Origin of the sequence: Streptomyces sp. NBC_01294 (assembly GCF_035917235.1) — a bacterium.
Taxonomy (GTDB): domain Bacteria; phylum Actinomycetota; class Actinomycetes; order Streptomycetales; family Streptomycetaceae; genus Streptomyces; species Streptomyces caledonius.
The window spans coordinates 4866972-4888843 of the sequence record NZ_CP108423.1 but is presented as its reverse complement, the minus strand read 5'-3'; the positions used below and the strand labels follow the sequence as shown (position 1 = coordinate 4888843).

Below are 21872 nucleotides of genomic sequence, written 5' to 3'. Positions count from 1 at the left end.
CCGGTGCCGGCGGGTGCCGGCGGGTGCTAGCGGGTGCCGCGCAGGCGGCGCCACGGGGTGAAGGTGAACACCGCTGCCCCGAGCAGGATCACCGTGCCGGCGACCAGGGCCAGGGCCTTGATGCCGCCCTCGTCCTCCGCGCCGGTCTCGGCGAGGCCGCCCGAGGTGGTGCTGCCGGTGGCCGTGGTGGTCGAGGAGCCGGATCCGCCCGGCTGGGCGGTGGTGTCCAGTTCCAGCGAGACGCCGCTGCTGGCCGCCTTGCAGGGAACGTTGATCGGCGTGGAGCCCGGCGCCATCGTGACGTCGATCGTCAGCTGGTCCGGGCTCAGCGTGACCTTGCCGCTCTTCCCGGGCTTGTAGGTGCCGGTCATGTCGTTGAGGCTGACCGGGGCCTTGTCGGGAATCGGCTCCGCGTTGGCCGGTCCGGAGACCTTGACCGTGCCGCTGTCCGCCCCGCCGAGCTTCACGTTCATCGAGGGCTTGAGGGCACCGGCGGGCAGGGCCATGGGCGCCGCCATGGCGCCCTTGGCGGTCTTGACCGTCAGGTCGTAGCTGCCGCCGTTCTTCTTGGCGTTGATCGTGACCGGGGTCTTGATGCCCCCCGGGACGACCGGCCCGCAGTCGAAGGCCACCTCGACCGGCTTGCCCGGGAAGTCGGTCTGGCCGCCTCCGCCGCCGCTGCCGCCGGAGCCCGAGGTGGAGCCGCCCGTGGTGGTCGTGGAGCCGCCGGTGGTGGTGGAGCCTCCGGTGGTCGTTCCGCCGGTCGTCGTACCGCCACTGGAGCCCGCGGACACGTCGATGGTGGCCCCGCCCTTGACCTCCCCGATCGGCGCGCACTTGGTGACGAAGGTGCCGAAGGAGAACGTCACGGCGACGTCGTACTTGCCGGGGGTCAGGCTGATCTTGCCCGCCTTGGTCAGCTTCAGCTTGCCCTTCATCGTGGACATCTGCATGGGGGCCTTCTTGGGGATCGGCGGGTTCTTCTTCTCCCCAACGACCTTCAGTTCCCCGCCCCCGCCGCCCACCGTGATCCAGCCGGTGGGCTGGACCGCGTCCTGCGGGATGTCCATCAGGTCCGTGTTGTTCGAGGCCGGCTTGACCGTCTCCCAGGACACGTCGACCTCGTCACCGACCTTGGCCGTGGCCGGGGCGGTGATCTTGGCGGTGGTCTCGCCCTCCACCGGGGCGCCGCCGCCGGCCGGTGGCACGCACTTGACCTTGAACGTGGCGTCGGCGGCCAGTGCGGGAGAAGCCGCTGTGGCAATGCCCGCGCCGCCGAGCAGCAGCGCGACCACGGCCGCGCTCACCCTCCGTTGGGTCTTCACGATGGTCCCTTCGTCGTCGAACGGTTCTCAGACGGTGCGGACGTCTGTGGTGCTGTCTCCGGCGCGCTGTCCGGGGTGAACCACGGCAGGACCGCCGTGGTGGTCCGAGGGGGCTCCGCCGGCTGGTCGGAGCGGGCGGGCGCGGCTCCCCGCAGGGCGGGCAGCCGGGGGAGGCGGGCCGTCACGGCCGAGACCGCTTCGGAGGGCCGCGCGCCGCGGTGGCGGCCGGCGGCGGGCGCGGCGCGCGCGGCGCGCGGCCGGACCCGGTCGACGACGGCCATGCCGATGCGGAAGACCGCGGCCGGGATCACCAGCAGGAGCAGGCCCCAGAAGAGCAGGACCCCGTACGGGCGGTCCACGCCCCAGGGCTGCGTGGCCACGACGGTCTCGCCGTACTTGAGGGAGATCGTGTAGTCGCCGTGGGCGCCCGCGGCGAGGGCGACGTCGAGCGCGATCTCCGCCTTGCCGCCCGGCGGGATGGTGCCCTTCCACCGGACCTCCTCCCACAGGGGGGCGAACACCCCGTGGGCGGTGCCGAGCTGGAAGACCGGGTCCTTGACGGGGGCCGAGCCGAGGTTGCCGACGGTGACCTCGAACTTCCGGGCGGGCGGGGCGCCGAACCAGGTCAGCACCCCGTCCTCGCCCTCCAGCCGGACCCCCGTGAGCATCGCCAGGCGGGCCGTGCCCGATTCCGCGGGCAGTTCGGCCACCGGATGGTCGGTGATCTTCAGGGGGGCCGCGACGGTGGACTGGTCGCCGTTGACGGAGGTGACGTTGACGACGCAGGGGCAGGGCTTGGGCGGTGCCACCACATTCAGCTGGGCGGCGAAGCGCCCGTCGTCGCCGACCGAGACGGCCGCGCCGTCGGCGTTGGCGCAGCTGTTGGTGCCGCCGATCATGTTCTGCCCGCAGACCAGCAGCATCACCAGCGTCTTGGCCCGCCAGCCGGTGCCGGTGACCGTGATCTCCGTGCCCTTGGCGGCCTCCTGGAGCGAGAGCGCCACGGTCGGCTTGGCCTCGTCGGCGGTGGCCGCCGGGGCCGCCGGGAACAGGGCGAGGACGCAGGCCGCCAGCCCCGCGAGCAGGCACCGGACCGTGCCGCCGGTCCTGCCGCCGGACTCGTCACCGGCCTTGCCGCTGGCCCTGCCGCGGGTCTTGTCGCCGGCCACGGCGTCGCTCACCTGGGCGCTCACCTGGAGGCTCCTGTCAGTTCGTGTTCCGGTGCAGGGCGCGGACCGCGCTCCTCGGGCGCCTCGCCGCGGGTCACGCCGTCCGCCGGCCGCGGCCGGGTGCGGCGGCCGCGTACGAGGAACAGCGCGGCCGACGTGGTCCCGCCGAGGGCGAGCAGGCCGAGGCCGGTCCAGCCGGCCGCCCGCCACGGCACGAACCAGGCGGAGGCCGTCCCGGTCGCCCGGGCGCCGCCGGGGGCGGTGACGGTGACCGTGACGCGGACCCGGTCGAGGACCGGCGCTCCGGGCCAGGGTTCGGTCAACTCGACCCGCCGGCCCGGGAGCAGTTCGACCGGCAGGGCGCGGGAACCGCGGCCCGGGACGTCTCCGAACCGGCCCTCGGCGCGGATCTCCAGCTCGGGGGCGAGGGTGACGTTGCCGCGGTTGACCAGGGTGTACGCGACCACCGCGGCCGCGCCCTCGCCGCGTACGGCGACGTCCTCCACGGTGAGGGCGGCCAGGGTGGGGCCGCTGACCCGCAGGTGGACCCGCACTCCCGCCTCGCGGCCGGCCTCGGTGGCGACCACGGCGGCCGGGTGGTCCCCGGGCGGGGACGCGGGCGGCACGGTGACGGTGAAGGGGACCACCGCGCGGGTGCGGGGCGGGATCTTCACGGTGGCGCCGGATCCGAAGCTGATCCAGGCGCCCGCGCCGGTGGAGACCGGGCCCTCGGAGTCCGGGCCCGTGGAGCCGGAGCCGGTGGCGTTCGGGCCGGGGCGGACCGCGAAGGCGCCGTCGGCGGTGTTGTAGGCGTCGGCCCCGCGCAGGGTGACGGTGCGCTCCTGGTCGCTGGTGTTGGACAGGGCGAGGCGGTCCTCCAGCACGGTGCCGGGGGCGCCCGCCATGTAGAAGTACGGGCGCGTGGGGTACGGGCCGCCGCCGGGGCGGGTGGTGTCCGCTCCGGCGGCGGGCTCGGCGGTCCAGCCCGGTTCGTCGGCGGCCGCGGGGTGCGCGGGGGTCGCGTACAGCGCGGCGGCGGCGAGCAGGAGCACGCCGGCGCGCTTGAGGGTGTGGAGCACGGGCATGGCCGGGGGTGCTCCGTTCAGGACCGGGCCCGCTGGCCGCGCCGGGTCAGCCAGAGCACGCCGGCGGCGCCGGAGAGCAGCACGGTGCCGCCGAGGGTGCCGAGGGCGAGGGCGGAGTCGTTGGGTCCGGTCTGCGGGAGGGTGCCCTCCGTGGTGTCGCCGCCGGACTGCGCACCGCCGCCGCCGGGGGCCGTCACGTCCAGTTCCAGCGAGGGCCCCGGGTTGTTGCCGGGGGTGCAGGTGGTCGTGGTGCCCATGGCCTTGATGGTGAGCACACCGGCGGTGAAGGTGACCTTGCCGCTCTTCTTGGGCGTGTAGGTGCCCGAGAGGTCGGTGATCTTGATGGGTGTGTCGGCGGGCGCGGCCTCGGGGTTGGGCGGACCGGAGACCGGTACGGACACCTTCTCCGCGCCGCCGACGAGGATGACGGCGCTGGGGCTCATCGCGCCCTTGCCGAGTTCGATGGGGCTGGAGGAGACGCCCTTCTGGAAGGACATCGTCAGCTTGTACGCGTCGCCGTCCTTGACGGCCTTGATGTCGATGGGCGATACCGCCGACTTGTCCCCGATGGGGGTCTTGCAGTCGTAGGCCACGTCGACGACGGCGGCACGGGCTGCGGGGGCGGCCAGCAGGACCGCCGATCCGGCCAGCGCGGAGGCCAGCGCGAGCGCGGTGGAGCGTTTCCGGTCGGACACCTTCGTCTTCCCCTCGGGCCACAAATAACTGACGACACATCAGATTGGTGGCTCAAGGTACGCCCGGGGTCTTACGGAGGGAAGACAAAGGACAGCCCCGGATTGACTGTTCGTCAGTACACCCGGCGGCCCCGCTGCCAGACGGCCGAAACGAGCGGAACGCCCGGGCGGTAGGCGAGGTGGACGTGGCTCGGGGCGTCCAGCAGGGCCAGGTCGCCGCGGGCTCCGGGGGCCAGGACGCCGATGTCGTCGCGGCGCAGCGCGCGGGCGCCGCCGGCGGTGGCCGCCCAGAGGGCCTCGTCGGGGGTCATCCCCATGTCGCGGACGGCGAGCGCGATGCAGAAGGGCATGGAGCTCGTGTAGGAGGAGCCGGGGTTGCAGTCCGTGGACAGGGCGACGGTCGCGCCCGCGTCGATCAGGCGCCGTGCGTCCGGCCACTGGGCGCGGGTGGAGAACTCGGCGCCGGGCAGCAGGGTGGCGACCGTGGTCGAGGCGGCCTGGGCGAGGGCGTCCACGTCGGCGTCGGTGAGGTGGGTGCAGTGGTCGGCGGAGGCCGCTTCCAGCTCGACGGCGAGCTGGACGCCGGGGCCGTACGAGAGTTGGTTGGCGTGGACGCGCGGGATCAGGCCGGCGGCGGCGCCGGCGGTGAGGATCGCGCGGGCCTGGTCGCCGTCGAAGGCGCCCTTCTCGCAGAAGACGTCGACCCAGCGGGCGTACGGGGCGCAGGCCGCCAGCATCTCGCCGGTGACGAGGTCGACGTAGCCGGCCGGGTCCTCGGCATAGTCCGGGGAGACGATGTGCGCGCCGAGGTAGGTGACCTCCTCGGTGTGCGCGGCGGCGATGCGCAGCGCGCGGGCCTCGTCGGCGACGGTCAGGCCGTAGCCCGACTTGGTCTCGAAGGTGGTGGTGCCCTGGCGCCGGGCCTCGTGGAGGTGGCGCAGCAGGTTGGCCTCCAGCTCGTCGTCGGAGGCGGCGCGGGTGGCGGCGACGGTGGTGCGGATGCCGCCGGCGGAGTAGCTGCGGCCGGACATCCGGGCGTTGAACTCGGCGGTGCGGTCGCCGGCGAAGACGAGGTGCGAGTGGGAGTCGACGAAGCCGGGGATGACGGCGCGGCCGGCCGCGTCGTACGCGGTGTCGGCGGCCGGAGCCTTGTCGGCGGGGCCGACCCAGGCGATGCGGTCACCGTCGATGACCACCGTCGCGTTCTCGACCAGGCCGAGCAGGCCCCTTCCGAGGGCGGGGTCGTTGGTGACGAGGCTGCCGATGTTGGTGATGGCCGTGGTGGTCATGGGGGGTTCCTCTCAAGGCTTGCTTGTCCCCCACCCCGCCCCTTCCCGAAACCGGGGCTCCGCCCCGGACCCCGCGCCTCAAACGCCGGCGGGGCTGAGTTCTTCAGCCCGTCCGGCGTTTGAGGACCGGGCCCGGGCAGAGCCCGGTTACGGGAAGGGGCGGGGTGGGGGAAAGGCCCGCCGCAGGCGCCGCGGTCAGGCGCGCAGGGCTGCGATGGACTCGGACAGGGCCGTCGGGACGTCCCCGACCAGGGTGTGGTGACCGTCGCGGACCACGTGGCGGCCGCCGACCACCGTGTGGCGGACGTCCGACGCCGTAGCGGCGAACACCGCCGTCTCGGCGCCGAGGCGCGCCGGCGCCCCCGCCGTGCGTACGGAGTCCAGCGCGATCGTGGTGAAGTCCGCGAGCGCGCCCGGCTCCAGGCGGCCCGCGTCGGGCCGGCCCAGGGCCGCGTGGCCGTCGGCGGTCGCGGCGGTGAGCAGGGCGTTCGCCGTCCAGTGGCCGCGGGTGCGGCTGCTCAGGCGCTCGTTCAGCTCCATCGCCCGGGCCTCTTCGAGCAGGTCGATCACGGCGTGGCTGTCACTGCCGAGGGAGAGCGGGCTGCCCGCGTGCTGGAGGCGGACCGCCGGGCCGATGCCGTCCGCGAGGTCGCGTTCGGTGGTGGGACACATGCAGGTGCCGGTGGTGGTCCCGCCGAGCAGGGCGATGTCCGCGTCGGTGAGGTGCGTGTTGTGGACGCCGGTGGTGCGCGGGCCCAGCACGCCGTGGTCGGCGAGGAGCTGGGTCGGGGTGCGGCCGTGGGCGGCCTGGCACGCGTCGTTCTCGGCGGTCTGCTCGGAAAGGTGGACGTGCAGGGGCGCCCGGCTCTCCTCGGCCCAGCGGGCGACGGTGGCCAGCTGGTCGGCGGGCACGGCGCGGACCGAGTGGATCGCGGCGCCGATCAGCGCGTGCTCGCGGGGCTTCAGCCCGGAGACCCGCTCGGCCCAGGCGTCGGCCGTGCCGTCGGAGAAGCGCTGCTGGTGCGGGCTCGGGGCCTCTCCGAAGCCGGAGGAGAGGTAGGCGGTGTCGAGGAGGGTGATCCTGATGCCGGCCGCGGCGGCGGCCTCGATCAGGGCCTCGCCCATGGCGTTCGGGTCGGCGTACGGGGCGCCGCCGGGGGCGTGGTGGACGTAGTGGAACTCGCCGACGTTCGTGATGCCGGCCAGCGCCATCTCGGCGTACACCGCGCGGGCGAGCGCGAAGTAGCGGTCGGGGGTGAGGTTCTGGGCGACCTTGTACATGAGGTCGCGCCAGGTCCAGAAGGTGCCGGAGCCGACCTGGACCGTGGAGCGCAGGGCCCGGTGGAAGGCGTGGCTGTGCGCGTTGGCGAGGCCCGGCAGCGTCAGGCCGCGCAGGACCTCCGCGCCGGGGGGCGGGGTGTCCACGCCGGTGCGCAGCGCCCCGATCCGCCCGTCGGCCGTGACCTCCAGGGCGACGCCCGGCTCGGTGTGGGTGCCGAGCCAGGCGTGCTCCAGCCAGTACGTCTTGTGCGCAGTCACCTGCACGCGAGTCCTTCCAGTACGTCGGCGAGGGCCAGCACTCCGGCCACGCAGTCGTCCTCGGCGGCGAACTCCCGCGGGGAGTGGGAGACGCCGGTCGGGTTCCGTACGAACAGCATCGCGGTCGGGACGGCGGCGGAGAGGATCCCGGCGTCGTGTCCCGCCCCGGTGCCGAGGACGGGGACGGCCCCGCCCAGGATCCGGTTCATCTCGTCGCGCAGGGCGTGCTCGAACTCGACGACCGGGGTGAAGGACTCCCGGACGATGCCGAGGTCGATGCCGTCCTGGTCGGCCCGCTCGCGGGCGGCCTTCTCGATGGCGGTGACGACCGTGTCGAGGGTGGCCTGGTCGGCGGCCCGGGAGTCGAGCCAGCCGCGCACGAGGGAGGGGATGGCGTTGACCCCGTTGGGTTCGACCGAGACCTTCCCGAAGGTGGCGACGGCTCCGGCGAGGGCCGCCTCGGTGCGGGCCGCCAGGACGGTCGCCGCGTAGGTGAGCATCGGGTCGCGGCGGTCGACCAGCCGGGTGGTGCCGGCATGGTTGGCCTCGCCGCGGAAGTCGAACCGCCAGCGGCCGTGCGGCCAGATCGCGGAGGCGATGCCGACCCGGTCCCCGGACAGGTCCAGGGCCCGGCCCTGTTCCACGTGGAGTTCGACGAAGGCGCCGATGCGGGCGAGCCGTTCGGGGTCGGCCCCGATGGCCCCGGGGTCGTATCCGGCGGCCTCCATGGCCTGCGGCAGGCCGATGCCGTCGGCGTCGCGCAGCTCGTACGCCTTCTCCTTGGTCAGCTGCCCGGCGGCGAGCCGGGAGCCGACGCAGGCGAGCCCGAAGCGGGCCCCTTCCTCGTCACCGAAGTTGGTGATGGCAAGTGGCCTGGCGAACTCCGCGCCCCTCCGGCGGAGTTCGTCCAGGGCCGCGAAGGAGGACACCACCCCGAGGGGGCCGTCGAAGGCCCCGCCGTCAGGGACGGAGTCCAGGTGCGAGCCGGTGACCACGGCGTCCCCCGCGAGGGGGTCGCCGAGCCAGGCCCACTGGTTGCCGTTGCGGTCGGTCTCGTACGTCAGCCCGCGCGCCTCGGCCTGCTCCTGGAACCAGGTCCGGCAGTCGGCGTCGGCCCCACTCCAGGCGTACCGGCGGTACCCGCCGGTGTCGGCGTTGCGGCCGATGGGTGCGAGGTCCGCCCACATGGCGTGGAACGACGGGGCTGCGCCCCCGGACCCGCCCGGCAGGCCCACGGCTTCGCCGGGGCCGCCCTGGCCGGAGGCCGGGCTCACCACTTCGGCCCCGCCGGCGTTTGAGGCCCGGGGGTCCGGGGGCAGAGCCCCCGGCAGCGGCGCCGCTGCCGGCCCGGAGCCCCCCGCGCCCGGGAAGTCTGCCTCGCTCACGCGTCGTCGCCCTCGCGCATCGGGATGCGGACGCCGCGCTCGTCGGCGACCGACTCGGCGATGTCGTAGCCGGCGTCGACGTGGCGGATGACGCCCATGCCCGGGTCGTTGGTGAGGACGCGGCGGATCTTCTCGCCCGCGAGGGGGGTGCCGTCGGCGACGGTGACCTGGCCCGCGTGGATGGAGCGGCCCATGCCGACGCCGCCGCCGTGGTGGATGGAGACCCAGGAGGCGCCCGAGGCGACGTTGACCATGGCGTTGAGCAGCGGCCAGTCGGCGATGGCGTCGGAGCCGTCGAGCATGGCCTCGGTCTCGCGGTACGGGGAGGCCACCGAGCCGCAGTCGAGGTGGTCGCGGCCGATGACGAGCGGGGCGGCGAGGGTGCCGTCGGCGACCATCTCGTTGAAGCGCTCGCCGGCCTTGTCGCGCTCGCCGTAGCCGAGCCAGCAGATGCGCGCGGGCAGGCCCTGGAAGTGGACGCGCTCGCCCGCCATCTTGATCCAGCGGTGCAGGGACTCGTTCTCCGGGAAGAGCTCCAGCAGTGCCTTGTCGGTCTTGTGGATGTCGGAGGCCTCGCCGGACAGGGCGGCCCAGCGGAAGGGGCCCTTGCCCTCGCAGAACAGCGGCCGGATGTAGGCGGGGACGAAGCCGGGGAAGGCGAAGGCGCGGTCGTAGCCGGCCAGCTGGGCCTCGCCGCGGATGGAGTTGCCGTAGTCGAAGACCTCGGCGCCGGCGTCCATGAAGCCGACCATGGCCTCGACGTGCTTGGCCATCGACTCGCGGGCGCGGACGGTGAAGCCGGCCGGGTCCTTGGCGGCGTAGGAGGCCATGTCGTCGAAGTCGACGCCGGTCGGCAGGTAGGCCAGCGGGTCGTGGGCGCTGGTCTGGTCGGTGACGATGTCGATCGGGGCGCCCTCGGCCAGCATCTGCGGGAGCAGGTCGGCGGCGTTGCCGAGCAGGCCGATGGAGAGCGGCTTGCGGGCGTCGCGGGCCTCGACGGCCAGCTGCAGCGCGTGCTGGAGGCTGTCGGCCTTCACGTCCAGGTAGCGGTGCTCGATGCGGCGCTCGATGGCGCGCGGGTCGACGTCGATGCAGATCGCGACGCCGTCGTTCATCGTCACGGCGAGCGGCTGGGCGCCGCCCATGCCGCCGAGGCCGGCGGTGAGGGTGATGGTGCCGGCGAGGGTGCCGTTGAACTTCTTCGCGGCGACGGCCGCGAAGGTCTCATAGGTGCCCTGGAGGATGCCCTGGGTGCCGATGTAGATCCACGAACCGGCGGTCATCTGGCCGTACATGGTCAGGCCCAGCTGCTCCAGGCGGCGGAACTCCTCCCAGTTGGCCCAGTCGCCGACCAGGTTGGAGTTGGCGAGCAGGACGCGCGGCGCCCACTCGTGGGTCTGCATCACCCCGACCGGGCGGCCGGACTGGACCAGCATCGTCTCGTCCTGCTTGAGGGTCTGCAGGGTGCGGACCATCGCGTCGTACGAGCGCCAGTCGCGGGCGGCCTTGCCGGTGCCGCCGTAGACGACGAGCTTGTCGGGGTGCTCGGCGACCTCGGGGTCGAGGTTGTTCTGGAGCATCCGCAGCGCGGCCTCCTGCTGCCATCCCAGGGTGCTGAGCTCGGTGCCTCGCGCGGCACGTACGGGGCGGGGTCCTGACATGGCGGGTGCCTCCTCCGATGTTGGTCAATCCATTCACATCCTCGCCCCCTGAATAGATTCAGTCAACAGCTGCGGTCGGCCCCGTCGAATGATGGGATGGTCCACATGGCTGCACACACGGATGTGGGCGAGGACGCCGCGGCGCGCCGGGACCGGGCCGTACGGGCCGCGGTCGAGCAGGGCCTCGTGGGCGGGGCCGACGCCGCGGAGCCCCTGACCTGCCTCCTGGACACCGCCGGGATCCGGGCCTCCGCCGCCGCCCTGACCAGCGCCTTCGCGGGCGTACTGGCCCCCGGCACCCCCGTCCTGCACGCCTTCGCCGTGAAGGCGGCCCCGCTCGTCCCGGTGCTGCGGCTGCTCGCCGACGCCGGCCTCGGCTGCGAGGTGGCCAGCCCCGGCGAGCTGGCACTGGCCCGGGCGGCGGGGGTCCCCGCCGGGCGGACCGTCCTGGACTCCCCCGCCAAGACGGCGGCCGAACTGCGCGAGGCCCTGGCGCTGGGCATCGCCGTCAACGCCGACAACCCGCAGGAGCTGGAGCGCCTCGACGCGCTGCTCGCCGCGGCGCCGACCACGGCGCCGATCGGCCTGCGGATCAACCCGCAGACCGGCGCGGGGGCCATCGACGCGCTGTCCACCGCGACGGCGACCTCGAAGTTCGGGGTGGCCCTGCGTGATCCGGGCGCGCGCGCATGGCTCGTACGGGCCTACCTGGACCGGCCGTGGCTGACCCGCCTGCACATCCACTCGGGCTCGCAGGGCGTCCCGCTCGCCCTGATCGCGCAAGGCGTACGGGAACTGCACGCGCTCGCCGAGGAGATCAACGCGGCGGCCGGGCGCCGACAGGTCGACACCCTCGACATCGGCGGCGGCCTGCCGGTCAACTTCGCCTCGGACGAGGAGACGCCGACGTTCGCGCAGTACGTGACGGCCCTGCGCGAGGCGGTCCCCGCGCTCTTCGACGGCTCGTACGGCCTGGTCACCGAGTTCGGCCGGGCCCTGCTGGCCAAGCACGGGCTGGTCCTGGCCCGGGTCGAGTACACCAAGACCAGCGGATCCCGGCCGATCGCGCTCACCCACGCCGGGGTCCAGCTGGCGACCCGCACCGCGTACGCGCCGGCGGCCTGGCCGGTGCGGATCCTGGCGTACGACGCGAAGGGCGCGGCGAAGACCGGCGACGTGGTGGCGCAGGACGTCGCGGGGCCGGCGTGCTTCGCGGGGGATCTGCTGGCGGTGGGCCGTGAGCTGCCGCGGCTGGCCCCCGGCGACCTGATCGGTGTCCCGGACACCGGCGCGTACTTCTTCACGGCCCACTACGGCTACAACAGCCTGCCCCGGCCGGCGGTCCACGGCTTCACCGTGGGCCCGGGGGGCGAGGTCCGCTTCCGCCTCGCCAGGCCGGCGCAGTCGCTGTCCGCGATCGTGGCGGAGGCGGGCGGCGCGCTGGGGGACGCCCTGCTCTAGCCCTGGGCTCCGCCCAGACCCGCGCCTCAATCGCCGGCGGGGCTGGATCTGCCCGGCGCGGCCCAAGACCTGGGGCTCCGCCCCAGACCCCGCTCCTCAAACGCCGGAGGGGCTGAAATACAGCCTCGCCCGGCCAATCCAGCCCCGCCGGCGATTGAGGCGGCTACTCCACGAACAGCCCCCTCGCGGCGGCCCTGGCGTCGAAGGCCTCCAGACGGGCCTGCGCGTCAGGCAACGCATCCGCCATCGCCTCCAGCAGCACCCGCCCCAACAACATCGGCGCACACGCAGTGTCAAAGGCCAGCCCGGTCCCCACCGGCGCCGGAATCAGCAGGTCCGAGTGGCCGGCCACCGGCGCGAACGCCGAGTCCGCGACCGTCACCACGGTCAGGCCGTCCCCCCGGGCGCGCTCCAGGGTGTCCACGACCTCCCGCGGGTGGCGCGGCAGCGCGAAGCACAGCAGCGCCGTGGCCCCCTCGGAGCGGGCCGCGTCGATGCGGTCGTCCAGCATCGAGCCGCCCTCGTCGAGGAGGCGTACGTCCGGGTGCACCTTCGCAGCGAAGTACGCGAACCCGCGCGCCTGCGAGGACGCCGCCCGCAGCCCGAGCACCGGCAGCGGGGTGGAGGCGGCGAGCAGCCGCCCCGCCTCCTGGACCGGCGCGGGATCGGCGAGCATCTCCGCGAGCCGGCGCAGGTTCTCGATCTCGCCGAGGACGGCCTGCTGGTACTCGTTGTGCGCGTCCTCCTGCGCGGCGTCGGCCCGCTCGGCGGGGGCCACCTCGCGCAGGTGGCGGCGCAGCGCGGGATAGCCGTCGAAGCCGAGCGCCACGGCGAACCGGGTCACCGACGGCTGGCTGACCCCGGCCAGTTCGGCGAGCTCCACGCTCGACAGGAACGGCACCTCCGCCGCCCCGCGCACCATGCAGTGCGCGATCCGCCGCTGGGTCGGCGTCAGCCGGTGCCCCTCGAACAGCTTCTGCAGCCGCGCCGCCGGGCTGTCACTCATGCCGTCCCCTCCGTCCCGGTGAGATATTCAGTCACGGAGCACTCTGCATTCAGTTATGCAGTGGGGCAAGCCGTGCCCGCGATCCGGATACGGGGGCTAGCCCCAGTGCCCGGGCGGGCGGCCGTTCCTACGGTGGGGGCATGGACGCCCACGCCCAAGAGCTGAAGAAGGAACTCGACGCGACGCTGGACGCCCGGCGGGAGCTGGGTCCGGAGTACGAGTCCGCGCTGGTGGACTCGTTCGTCGAGAAGGTCGACACACAGGTCCGGCGCCGGCTCGCGGAGGAACGCCTGTCCGCGGCGCGCGGCGACGCGCGGAGCCCGGCCGCGGCGGGGGTGCCGGGGGTGGACGGGAACTTCGGCGAACGCTTCGGCTTCGCGATCATCACCCTGGTCCTGGCGATCCCGCTGTCGGCCATTGCCGCGGCGCATGCGGATCTGGAGGGGCTGCTGGTGGCGTGGGCGGGGATCGTGGGCGTGAACTTCATCCACGCCAGTCGCCTCCGGCGCGGTCGGCCGAAACCCCTGGACTGAATCCGGGTTGCGCGTCCGGGTGCGGCGCCGTTGCGGGGGCGCTGCCCCCGAGCCCACGCGCCTCAAACGCCGGCGGGGCTTCAAGATCGGGGCCCCGCCCCGGACCCCGCGCCTCAAACGCCGGCGGGGCTGGAGATGGCCCGGAAAAAGGTTTGGCGGGGACCGCCGCACCCTCGGTTGCCCGAGGGGCGGGACAACGGCGGTCCCCGCGAAGGACACGGCCGGGTCAGGGCCGTCCGCGTCCGTGGCGGCCGCGCGGTCCGGGAGCCGCTCCGGAGGTGCGCAGACGCCGTTCGGTGGTGCCGGCCGGGTTCCGGTCTCCCGGATCTCCCTGCCGACAACCACCACTGTGCCGGAGCCTTGTTAAGCGGGTGCTGCCGTCACGTGTCGGGCCCGTACCGATTGTGCGAAGGCCTCGCGCGGCCCCGTGGGGACTACTTGGCGGTCTTCGCCAGGAACGCCAGCAGGTCCTGACGGCTCACCACACCGGTCGGCTTGCCCTCGACCAGCACGATGGCCGCGTCCGCCTCGCCGAGCACCGCCATCAGCTCGGACACCGGCTCGCCGGAGCCGACCTGCGGCAGCGGCGAGCTCATGTGCTTCTCCAGCGGGTCGGTCAGGGAGGCCCGCTGGGCGAACAGCGCCGCCAGCAGCTCCTTCTCGACCACGGAGCCGATGACCTCGGCGGCCATCACGTCCGGGTGACCGGCGCCCGGCTTGACGATCGGCATCTGCGAGACGCCGTACTCGCGCAGGACCTCGATGGCCTCGCCGACGGTCTCCTCGGGGTGCATGTGGACGAGGGAGGGGATGCCGCCCTCCTTGTCGTTCAGCACGTCACCGATGCGCGCGGCGGGGCCGGCCTCCTCCAGGAAGCCGTGTCCCGCCATCCACTCGTCGCTGAAGATCTTGCTGAGGTAGCCGCGGCCGCTGTCCGGCAGCAGGACGACGACGACGTCGTCCGGGCCGAGGCCCTCGGCGGCCTTGAGCGCGGCGACGACGGCCATGCCGCAGGAGCCGCCGACGAGCAGGCCCTCCTCCTTGGCGAGGCGGCGGGTCATCTGGAACGAGTCCTTGTCGGACACCGCGATGATCTCGTCGGTGACGTTCGGGTCGTAGGCGGTCGGCCAGAAGTCCTCGCCGACACCTTCGACGAGGTACGGACGCCCGGAGCCGCCGGAGTAGACCGAGCCCTCGGGGTCGGCGCCGATGACCTTGACCTTCCCGCCGCTGACCTCCTTGAGGTAGTTGCCGGTGCCGGAGATCGTGCCGCCGGTGCCGACGCCCGCGACGAAGTGGGTGATCTTCCCGTCCGTCTGGTCCCACAGCTCGGGGCCGGTGGTCTCGTAGTGCGAACGGGGGTTGTTCGGGTTGCTGTACTGGTCGGGCTTCCAAGCGCCGGGCTCGCGCGCGAGGCGGTCGGACACGTTGTAGTACGAGTCCGGGTGCTCGGGGTCGACGGCGGTCGGGCAGACCACGACCTCGGCGCCGTACGCGCGCATCACGTTGATCTTGTCCATGGACACCTTGTCAGGGCAGACGAAGATGCACTTGTAGCCCTTCTGCTGGGCCACGATGGCGAGTCCTACACCCGTGTTGCCGCTGGTCGGCTCCACGATGGTGCCGCCGGGCTTGAGGGCTCCGCTCTGCTCGGCGGCCTCGATCATCCGTACGGCGATCCGGTCCTTCACGGACCCACCGGGATTGAAGTACTCGACCTTCGCAAGGACGGTGGCCTGCAGGCCTTCGGTCACACGGTTGAGCTTCACCAGCGGGGTGTTGCCGACGAGGCTGATCATCGAGTCGTGGAATTGCACCATGTTCTCCAAGGAGGGGACTCCACGGGTTCTCCGGGAGGTCCGGCCAGAGTATGCCGAAAGGGATTGGCCGACCGTCCGTACGGGGCAGGTAGGGGTCAATGAGGACCGAGGAGGTGGCCTGAAGAGTGTCCAGGGCGAGAACGGCCCGCCGGATCGCGGCGGGGGCAGCGTACGGCGGGGGCGGACTCGGACTGGTCGGGGCCGCCGCGGTGGGGCTGGTGCTGGCGGAGGTCCAGTTCGCCAAGCGCACGGTGGGGTCCGGGCTGCCTGATCCGCCGCGCGCCGACGGACTGTACGGGAGCGAGTTCGGCGGACCGGAGCAGAGCCCGGGCCCGCTGCGCCTGGGCATGCTGGGCGATTCCACGGCTGCCGGGCTCGGCGTGCGGCGGGCCCGGCAGACGCCGGCGGCCCTGCTGGCCTCCGGGCTGGCCGCGGTGGCGGAGCGGCCCGTGGAGCTGCGCAACGTGGCCCTGTCGGGGGCCATGTCGGACGACCTGGACCGGCAGGTCGGCCTGCTGCTGAACGGCGACGCACCGGCCCCGGACGTGTGCGTGATCATGATCGGCGCGAACGACGTGACCCGCCGGATGCCGCCGACCCACTCGGTGCGGTGCCTCACCTCGGCCGTGCGGCGGCTGCGCCTGGCGGGCGCCGAGGTCGTCGTGGGCACCTGCCCGGACCTCGGCACCATCGAGCCGGTCTACCAGCCGCTGCGCTGGGTGGCGCGCCGCGTCTCGCGCCAGCTGGCCGCCGCGCAGACCATAGGAGTGGTCGCGCTGGGCGCCCGTACGGTCTCCATGGGTGACCTGCTGGGCCCCGAGTTCGCCGCCAACCCGCGCGAGATGTTCGGCCCGGACTCCTACCACCCGTCGGCGGAGGGGTACGCGACCGCCGCCATGGCCATGCTGCCGACCGTGTGCGCGGCGCTCGGCCTGTGGCCCGAGTCCGACCGGCTGGACGTGTCCCGGGACGAGGACATGCTCCCGGTGGCGAAGGCCGCGTCCGCCGCCGCGGGCCAGGCGGGTACGGAGGTCACGGCGGTCCGCGGCCCCTGGGTGCTCCTCAAGCACCGCCGCCGGCGGCGGGTCCCGGCCACGGATCCGGCCCACACGGCCGGCGCCCCCTCGGGAGGCACGACCGCCGCGCCCGACTCCGTGTGAGGTCCGGCGGGCCGGCGGGCCGTATCGGGAGGGGTCCCGCCCCCGCCCGGGCCCCTGCCGGAGCAGACTGGAACGGGGCGGCGGCGCCGCGGTGCGGGCCGCAGGAGCGACCGGCATCACACCGCACGGCCGGTGACCTGGACCGTACGGGGCGGTAACTTCGCATGCGGTCCCGCTTAGAGCCGCAACACACCCTTGGAGTCCCGATGCCCGAAGCCGTCATCGTTTCCACCGCCCGCTCTCCCATCGGGCGCGCCTTCAAGGGATCCCTCAAGGACGTCCGCCCGGACGACCTGACCGCGACGATCATCCAGGCCGCCCTCGCCAAGGTCCCCGGGCTGGACCCGCGCGAGATCGACGACCTGATGCTGGGCTGCGGCCTGCCGGGCGGCGAGCAGGGCAACAACCTGGCCCGCATCGTGGCCGTGCAGATGGGCATGGACTTCCTCCCGGGCACGACCATCACCCGCTACTGCTCCTCCTCGCTGCAGACCTCCCGGATGGCCCTGCACGCCATCAAGGCGGGCGAGGGCGACGTCTTCATCTCCGCGGGCGTGGAGACGGTGTCGCGCTTCGCGAGGGGCAACTCGGACTCCTGGCCGGACACCCACAACCCGCTCTTCGGCGACGCGGAGGCCCGTACGGCCGCCGTCGCCGAGAGCGAGGGCTCGTCCTGGCGCGACCCGCGCGAGGACGGCCTCGTCCCCGACGCGTACATCTCGATGGGCCAGACCGCGGAGAACCTGGCCCGCCTCAAGGGCGTGACCCGCCAGGACATGGACGAGTTCGGCGTCCGCTCGCAGAACCTGGCCGAGGAAGCCATCAAGAACGGCTTCTGGGCCCGCGAGATCACCCCGGTCACCACCCCGGACGGCACGGTCGTCTCCACCGACGACGGCCCGCGCGCCGGCGTGACCCTGGAGGGCGTGCAGGGCCTCAAGCCCGTCTTCCGCCCCGACGGCCTGGTCACCGCCGCCAACTGCTGCCCGCTCAACGACGGCGCCGCGGCGCTGGTCATCATGAGCGACACCAAGGCCCGCGAGCTGGGCCTGACCCCGCTGGCCCGGATCGTCTCCACCGGCGTCACCGGCCTGTCCCCCGAGATCATGGGCCTGGGCCCGGTCGAGGCGTCGAAGCAGGCCCTGAAGCGGGCCGGCCTGACGGTCGGCGACATCGACCTGTTCGAGATCAACGAGGCCTTCGCGGCCCAGGTCATCCCGTCGTACCGGGACCTGGAGATCCCCCTCGACAAGCTGAACGTCAACGGCGGGGCCATCGCCGTCGGTCACCCCTTCGGGATGACCGGTGCCCGCATCACCGGCACTCTGATCAACAGCCTGCAGTTCCACGACAAGCAGTTCGGTCTCGAGACGATGTGCGTGGGCGGCGGACAGGGCATGGCCATGGTCATCGAGCGGCTGAGCTGAGCGGTAGCGGAGGGTAGGGGCTGCCCCGAGGAACGAGGGGCGGCACCTGCCCGCAGCGGTGGCGAAGATCAGCGCGACCAGGGAAAACGAGCGGCTGAGCTAGTTGGATCAAGAGCAGGGGCCAAGCGCCGCAAGGGATCCGGCCGGATCCCTTGCGGCGTACTGACGCGGGATCTAATCCCGTCGCGGCCGACCTGTGACCGAATCTCCCCCAGGATGTGACCTATCTCCTGGGGGATCGGTGTTTGTGCAGGTCAAAGGCGATACAGGGGGTTCGCATGTGACGAATGACCTGTCCATTTCGTGACGTAATGCACTGCACGCCATTCCCAGGTCGGGACACTCTGATGTAGGAAGTCGGGGGATCGAATCACCTCAGGAGTTAGTCAGTGAGCGCCATGTCTCTTGCCCTGCTGCTGACCACGGCCGCTGCCACGGCCGTGGGCGCTGCTGCGCTGCACGCCGTCCACGGTCTGCGCAAGCAGGTCGCCGCCCTGCGCAACGACCTGTCGGCGCCGGTCCACCCCCGTGGTGTGACCGTCCCGCACGCCCGTAGCGCCGTGGAGTCCCCCGCCGCCGAGATACGAGCCGCCGTGGCCGAAGCCCTCGCCGAGGAGCGCGAGCGCGAGCTGGCCGAGGCGCGTGCCTTCTGGGCCGCGCAGGAGGCCCGCGACGCCGCCGACGCCCCCTCGCTGCTGGGCGGCCTGTCCGGGCTCGGCGACGACGTCCCGGTCTTCCTGCCCCGGCAGGCGGACATGGTGGGTCTGGAGCCGGTCCTCGGCGAGGACCACCTCGACGAGCTTCCCGGCTATCCCGAGGATTCGGCCGAGCTGGCCGCCGCCCGCCGGCGCCACCCCTCGCACCCCGACTTCGTACCGGCCCAGGCCTCGCACCCCGGTGCCGACCACGAGCGCACCGTGAGCCGCCTGGAGGAGCTCGCGGAGGCCCGTACGGCCCTCGCGGACGTCCGGCCCGGCCCGCTGGGCACGCTCGACGTGTACGTCTTCACCGACGGCACGACGCTGTGCATGACCCCCGGGCACCGGGAGACCGCGGAGCGCCTCGCCGAGGCCCTGCGCGCGGGCACCGCTCCGGTCCTGCTGGGCGGCTCGGGCATTTCCGGCGCCTACGCCCTGACCTTCTCCTGCGGTGACTCCGAGGACCCCGACAGCAACGTCTACATCCTCGCGGACCGCGTCATCGCATCGCTCTGACCTCTGCCCGCTCCACCAGCCGCACGGCCTCGTCCAGCATCCCGGACGGGGCCTTCGCGCCGTCCGGGGCGAGCGCCGCGGCGCGCAGTGCCTCGGCGAGGTCCAGCCCGGTCACCGCCACCTGGTCCCCGACGACGAAGAGGCCCGCGTCCGGCACCTCCCGCGGCGCCTCCCCGGGCGCCTCCAGCCGCTGCGCCCGTACGGACAGCTCGCGGGCCAGCTCCAGCGCCGCGGCGGCGGCTCCCTGCTGCAGGCGGCTCTGCGGCGCGGCCCGCAGTCGGTCGGCGAAACGTTCCACGACGGCGGTCAGGGGCGAAGTATCAAGCACCCGGCCGACCTTACGCGCCGCCCGGGCACCATTGCCAACGGGCGAACTCTCCGGCACGGTGGCGTGAAGAGAACAGCACGGCGATACCTCCGGAGGCGCCCATGTCCGTAGAGTTCTCCGAGCAGACCCACCGCAACATGATCGACAGAATCCCCCAGACCACCGGTCGTGAGCTCTCCGACTGGCTCCGCGCCGTCGACGAAGGCCCCTCACTCGTCCGGTTCGAGGAGAAGGTCAGCTGGCTGCGCGGCGCGCACGAGCTGTCGTACGGCCAGGCCAAGGCGATCATCCACGAGTACGACCTGCGCAGAGCCGCCCGCCGGTTCGGCTGAGCCCCCCTCCCCCGACTCCCGTGTCCCCTAGACGCGGGAAGGCCCCGCGAGCGGTGTGCTCGCGGGGCCTTCCCCATGCTGTGCGCAGGCCGGGTGGCGTGCGGGTCCCGCTAGTCGTCGCCCGAGAGGATCTGGAAGATGCGCAGCATCTCGATGTAGATCCACACCAGGGTCATGGTGAGGCCGAAGGCCGCCAGCCAGGCCTCCTCGCGCGGGGCACCGTAGGCGATGCCGTCCTCGACCTGCTTGAAGTCCAGGGCGAGGAAGCAGGCGCCGAGGATGACGCCGATGGCACCGAACAGCAGGCCGAGGCCGCCGCTGCGGAAGCCGAGGCCGTCACCGCCGCCGAAGACCGCGAACAGCGTGTTCGCGAGCATGAGGAGGATGAAGCCCAGGGCCGCGGCCATCACGAAGCCGTAGAAACGGCGGTTGACGCGGATCCAGCCCATCTTGTACGAGAAGAGCACCGCGGCGAAGACGGACATCGTGCCCAGGACGGCCTGGATGACCACGCCGGCGCCGAAGTACGTGCTGGTGGCCGCGCTGATCACGCCGAGGAAAACGCCCTCGAACGCCGCGTAGGCCAGGATCAGGCCCGGTGCGGCCTTCTGCTTGAACGACTGGATGATCGCGAAGACGAACGCGACGAGCATCGCGCCGATGGCGATGCCGTAGGACTTGCCGAGGTTGGCCGGGTCGACCGGCAGCAGCACCCAGGAAAGGGTCGCCGTCACGATGAGCGTGCCGAGCGTCATGGCCGTACGGCTCACGACGTCGTCGATGGTCATCGCGTTGGCGCGCGCCGGTGCCTGCGGCATACCCGTCGCCGGGTCGGTCGCGTACGGGTTGGTCGCGTACGGGTTGGTCCCGGCCTGCTGGTGCTGCTGCTGGGCGTCGAAGCCCGCGTAGCCACCGTTGTCGCGGCTGAACCCCCGTCGCGAGAAGACCGGGTTACTGCTCCTCATCTCACTCCTCCGTGGCCACCGAGCGCGGCCTTGCCTCAAGAGTAATGCGCTCGCAAAGAAAGCACCCTACTGCTGGAGGAGGATCTTAGGAGAAGGCATGGCGAAGCGCAGGAGATAAAGGCGGGAGCCTCGCGAGACCTGCTGAGTGCCCGGAGCCGGACTTGAACCGGCACGGCCCGAAGGCCAGCGAGGTTTAAGCTCGCCGTGTCTGCATTCCACCATCCGGGCAGGGCGTGGCGGCCCCCGTGGAAAAAAGCCTTGAACGCAGAGCCGAGCCTATCCGGAACGCCCTCGCCGCCGACCGGCCGTCAATCCGATGTTGTCTGATTTTATTGGCGCTTGAGGGACCGTCAGGCCCCAGAACGCACGGTCGGCCCGTTCTGGACGGCGATCACCCCCTTTAAGGGAATGACGGGATTTCGATGGCCTGCGCCACCCCCCGCGCCACCCTCCCCGCCACCCCGGGCCACCGCCCCTCGACCAGGGCGCCTCCACCCCTCGACGGGGGCTCCTGTCATACCAGAGGAGGAGGCGCCCGCCCTCGCCGTCAGACTCCAGTGGGCCGGTGAACAGGCACGGCGGCTGATCCGGAGCACGGGTGGCCGCGGCGAGGATGGAAACGTCCCCGCACGACAGACCGAGGAGCCGTCCCGTGACCACCATGAACTACGCCCAGCACACCACCCAGGCCGTGGCCGCCCGCGCCACCGGCCTCTCCAAGGTGTACGGCCAGGGCGAGACCCAGGTGGTCGCCCTGGACAAGGTCTCCGTGGACTTCGCCCAGGGGCAGTTCACCGCGATCATGGGCCCCTCGGGCTCCGGCAAGTCCACGCTGATGCACTGCGTCGCCGGCCTGGACACCTTCTCCGAGGGATCCGTCCGCATCGGCGACACCGAGCTCGGCTCCCTGAAGGACAAGCAGCTCACCCAGCTGCGCCGGGACAAGATCGGCTTCATCTTCCAGGCGTTCAACCTGCTGCCGACCCTGACGGCCCTGGAGAACATCACGCTCCCCATGGACATCGCCGGCCGCAAGCCCGACAAGCAGTGGCTGGACAGCGTGATCAGCATGGTCGGCCTCTCCGAGCGCCTCTCCCACCGCCCCACCCAGCTCTCCGGCGGCCAGCAGCAGCGCGTGGCCGTGGCCCGCGCCCTTGCCTCCCGTCCCGAGATCATCTTCGGTGACGAGCCCACCGGAAACCTCGACTCCCGCTCCGGCGCCGAGGTCCTCGGCTTCCTGCGCAACTCGGTGCGCGAGCTCGGCCAGACCGTCGTGATGGTCACCCACGACCCGGTCGCCGCGTCCTACGCGGACCGCGTCATCTTCCTCGCCGACGGCCGGATTGTCGACGAGATGCTCAGCCCCACCGCGGACGGCGTGCTCGACCGCATGAAGGCGTTCGACGCCAAGGGCCGCACCAGCTGACCCGGGGTCTCCCCCGAAGCCCTCCTCCAGACTTCCAGCCCCAGGACTGAGA

General features: G+C 72.9%; 19 protein-coding genes and 1 tRNA gene. 7 read left to right on the top strand and 13 right to left on the bottom strand.

Annotated elements, in window-relative coordinates; translation table 11 throughout:
- Positions 1–26: 26 nt before the first annotated feature.
- The 8 genes from OG534_RS22175 to hutU all read right to left on the bottom strand — a co-directional run bounded on the left by OG534_RS22175 (position 27) and on the right by hutU (position 10148).
- The gene (locus tag OG534_RS22175; RefSeq protein ID WP_326590057.1) at positions 27–1325 is read right to left on the bottom strand and encodes a hypothetical protein; all 1299 of its coding nucleotides are present in this window, start codon (positions 1323–1325) and stop codon (positions 27–29) included.
- Positions 1322–2398 carry a hypothetical protein gene (locus OG534_RS22170; protein ID WP_442807236.1) on the bottom strand — a complete coding sequence of 359 codons (1077 nt, stop codon included), beginning with the start codon at positions 2396–2398 and terminating at the stop codon, positions 1322–1324. The genes OG534_RS22175 and OG534_RS22170 overlap by 4 nt, the downstream gene beginning before the upstream one ends.
- Positions 2399–2514: 116 nt before the next feature.
- Positions 2515–3579: a hypothetical protein gene (locus tag OG534_RS22165; protein ID WP_326590055.1), complete on the bottom strand. Its 1065-nt coding sequence runs from the start codon at positions 3577–3579 to the stop codon at positions 2515–2517.
- 17 nt (positions 3580–3596) lie between these two features.
- The gene (locus OG534_RS22160; protein ID WP_326590054.1) at positions 3597–4274 is read right to left on the bottom strand and encodes an LPXTG cell wall anchor domain-containing protein; all 678 of its coding nucleotides are present in this window, start codon (positions 4272–4274) and stop codon (positions 3597–3599) included.
- A 113-nt stretch (positions 4275–4387) separates the two neighbouring features.
- Positions 4388–5563: an imidazolonepropionase gene (gene hutI / locus OG534_RS22155; RefSeq protein WP_326590052.1), complete on the bottom strand. Its 1176-nt coding sequence runs from the start codon at positions 5561–5563 to the stop codon at positions 4388–4390.
- A 195-nt stretch (positions 5564–5758) separates the two neighbouring features.
- Positions 5759–7102, bottom strand: coding sequence for a formimidoylglutamate deiminase (locus OG534_RS22150; protein ID WP_326590050.1), 1344 nt, complete (start codon positions 7100–7102; stop codon positions 5759–5761).
- Entirely contained in the window at positions 7099–8289 is a 1191-nt protein-coding gene (locus OG534_RS22145; protein WP_326593757.1) for an allantoate amidohydrolase, read from the bottom strand. Before OG534_RS22145 ends, OG534_RS22150 begins: the two co-directional genes overlap by 4 nt.
- Before the next feature lie 194 nt (positions 8290–8483).
- Positions 8484–10148: a urocanate hydratase gene (gene hutU, locus OG534_RS22140; protein WP_326590049.1), complete on the bottom strand. Its 1665-nt coding sequence runs from the start codon at positions 10146–10148 to the stop codon at positions 8484–8486.
- A 105-nt stretch (positions 10149–10253) separates the two neighbouring features.
- Between hutU and OG534_RS22135 the strand changes: the two genes are divergently transcribed.
- Entirely contained in the window at positions 10254–11609 is a 1356-nt protein-coding gene (locus tag OG534_RS22135; RefSeq protein ID WP_326590048.1) for a diaminopimelate decarboxylase, read from the top strand.
- A gap of 163 nt (positions 11610–11772) precedes the next feature.
- Here the strand turns inward: OG534_RS22135 and OG534_RS22130 are convergent, their stop codons facing one another.
- On the bottom strand, positions 11773–12615 hold the full coding sequence (locus OG534_RS22130; RefSeq protein ID WP_326590047.1) for a MurR/RpiR family transcriptional regulator: 843 nt from the start codon (positions 12613–12615) through the stop codon (positions 11773–11775).
- A gap of 140 nt (positions 12616–12755) precedes the next feature.
- Between OG534_RS22130 and OG534_RS22125 the strand changes: the two genes are divergently transcribed.
- On the top strand, positions 12756–13148 hold the full coding sequence (locus OG534_RS22125) for a hypothetical protein (protein ID WP_326590046.1): 393 nt from the start codon (positions 12756–12758) through the stop codon (positions 13146–13148).
- Between the two features lie 434 nt (positions 13149–13582).
- On the opposite strand, the gene OG534_RS22120 is transcribed toward OG534_RS22125, so the two are convergent.
- Complete coding sequence (locus OG534_RS22120) at positions 13583–14965, bottom strand: cystathionine beta-synthase (RefSeq protein ID WP_326593756.1); 1383 nt, start codon at positions 14963–14965, stop codon at positions 13583–13585.
- A 128-nt stretch (positions 14966–15093) separates the two neighbouring features.
- Between OG534_RS22120 and OG534_RS22115 the strand changes: the two genes are divergently transcribed.
- The 3 genes from OG534_RS22115 (at position 15094) to OG534_RS22105 (ending at position 18769) form a co-directional block, all read left to right on the top strand.
- Positions 15094–16128 (top strand): SGNH/GDSL hydrolase family protein, encoded by a 1035-nt coding sequence (locus OG534_RS22115; protein ID WP_326590045.1) that lies wholly within the window; start codon positions 15094–15096, stop codon positions 16126–16128.
- A gap of 206 nt (positions 16129–16334) precedes the next feature.
- Positions 16335–17555, top strand: a complete 1221-nt coding sequence (locus OG534_RS22110) for an acetyl-CoA C-acetyltransferase (protein ID WP_326590044.1) — start codon at positions 16335–16337, stop codon at positions 17553–17555.
- Between the two features lie 398 nt (positions 17556–17953).
- Positions 17954–18769, top strand: coding sequence for a hypothetical protein (locus OG534_RS22105; RefSeq protein WP_326593755.1), 816 nt, complete (start codon positions 17954–17956; stop codon positions 18767–18769).
- Here the strand turns inward: OG534_RS22105 and OG534_RS22100 are convergent.
- Entirely contained in the window at positions 18753–19097 is a 345-nt protein-coding gene (locus OG534_RS22100) for a hypothetical protein (protein WP_326590043.1), read from the bottom strand. The two genes, OG534_RS22105 and OG534_RS22100, sit on opposite strands and share 17 nt — an antisense overlap.
- 101 nt (positions 19098–19198) lie before the next feature.
- Here OG534_RS22100 and OG534_RS22095 point away from each other — a divergent pair, with 101 nt between their 5' ends.
- Positions 19199–19429 (top strand): DUF4287 domain-containing protein, encoded by a 231-nt coding sequence (locus tag OG534_RS22095; protein ID WP_326590042.1) that lies wholly within the window; start codon positions 19199–19201, stop codon positions 19427–19429.
- Between the two features lie 110 nt (positions 19430–19539).
- Here OG534_RS22095 and OG534_RS22090 read toward each other — a convergent pair whose 3' ends face one another.
- Both OG534_RS22090 and OG534_RS22085 read right to left on the bottom strand, forming a co-directional pair.
- Positions 19540–20394: a Bax inhibitor-1/YccA family protein gene (locus OG534_RS22090; RefSeq protein ID WP_326590041.1), complete on the bottom strand. Its 855-nt coding sequence runs from the start codon at positions 20392–20394 to the stop codon at positions 19540–19542.
- Positions 20395–20540: 146 nt separating this feature from the next.
- Positions 20541–20622, bottom strand: a tRNA-Leu gene (locus OG534_RS22085).
- 433 nt (positions 20623–21055) lie between these two features.
- Between OG534_RS22085 and OG534_RS22080 the strand changes: the two genes are divergently transcribed.
- On the top strand, positions 21056–21820 hold the full coding sequence (locus OG534_RS22080) for an ABC transporter ATP-binding protein (RefSeq protein ID WP_326593754.1): 765 nt from the start codon (positions 21056–21058) through the stop codon (positions 21818–21820).
- The last annotated feature ends 52 nt before the right edge of the window (positions 21821–21872 follow it).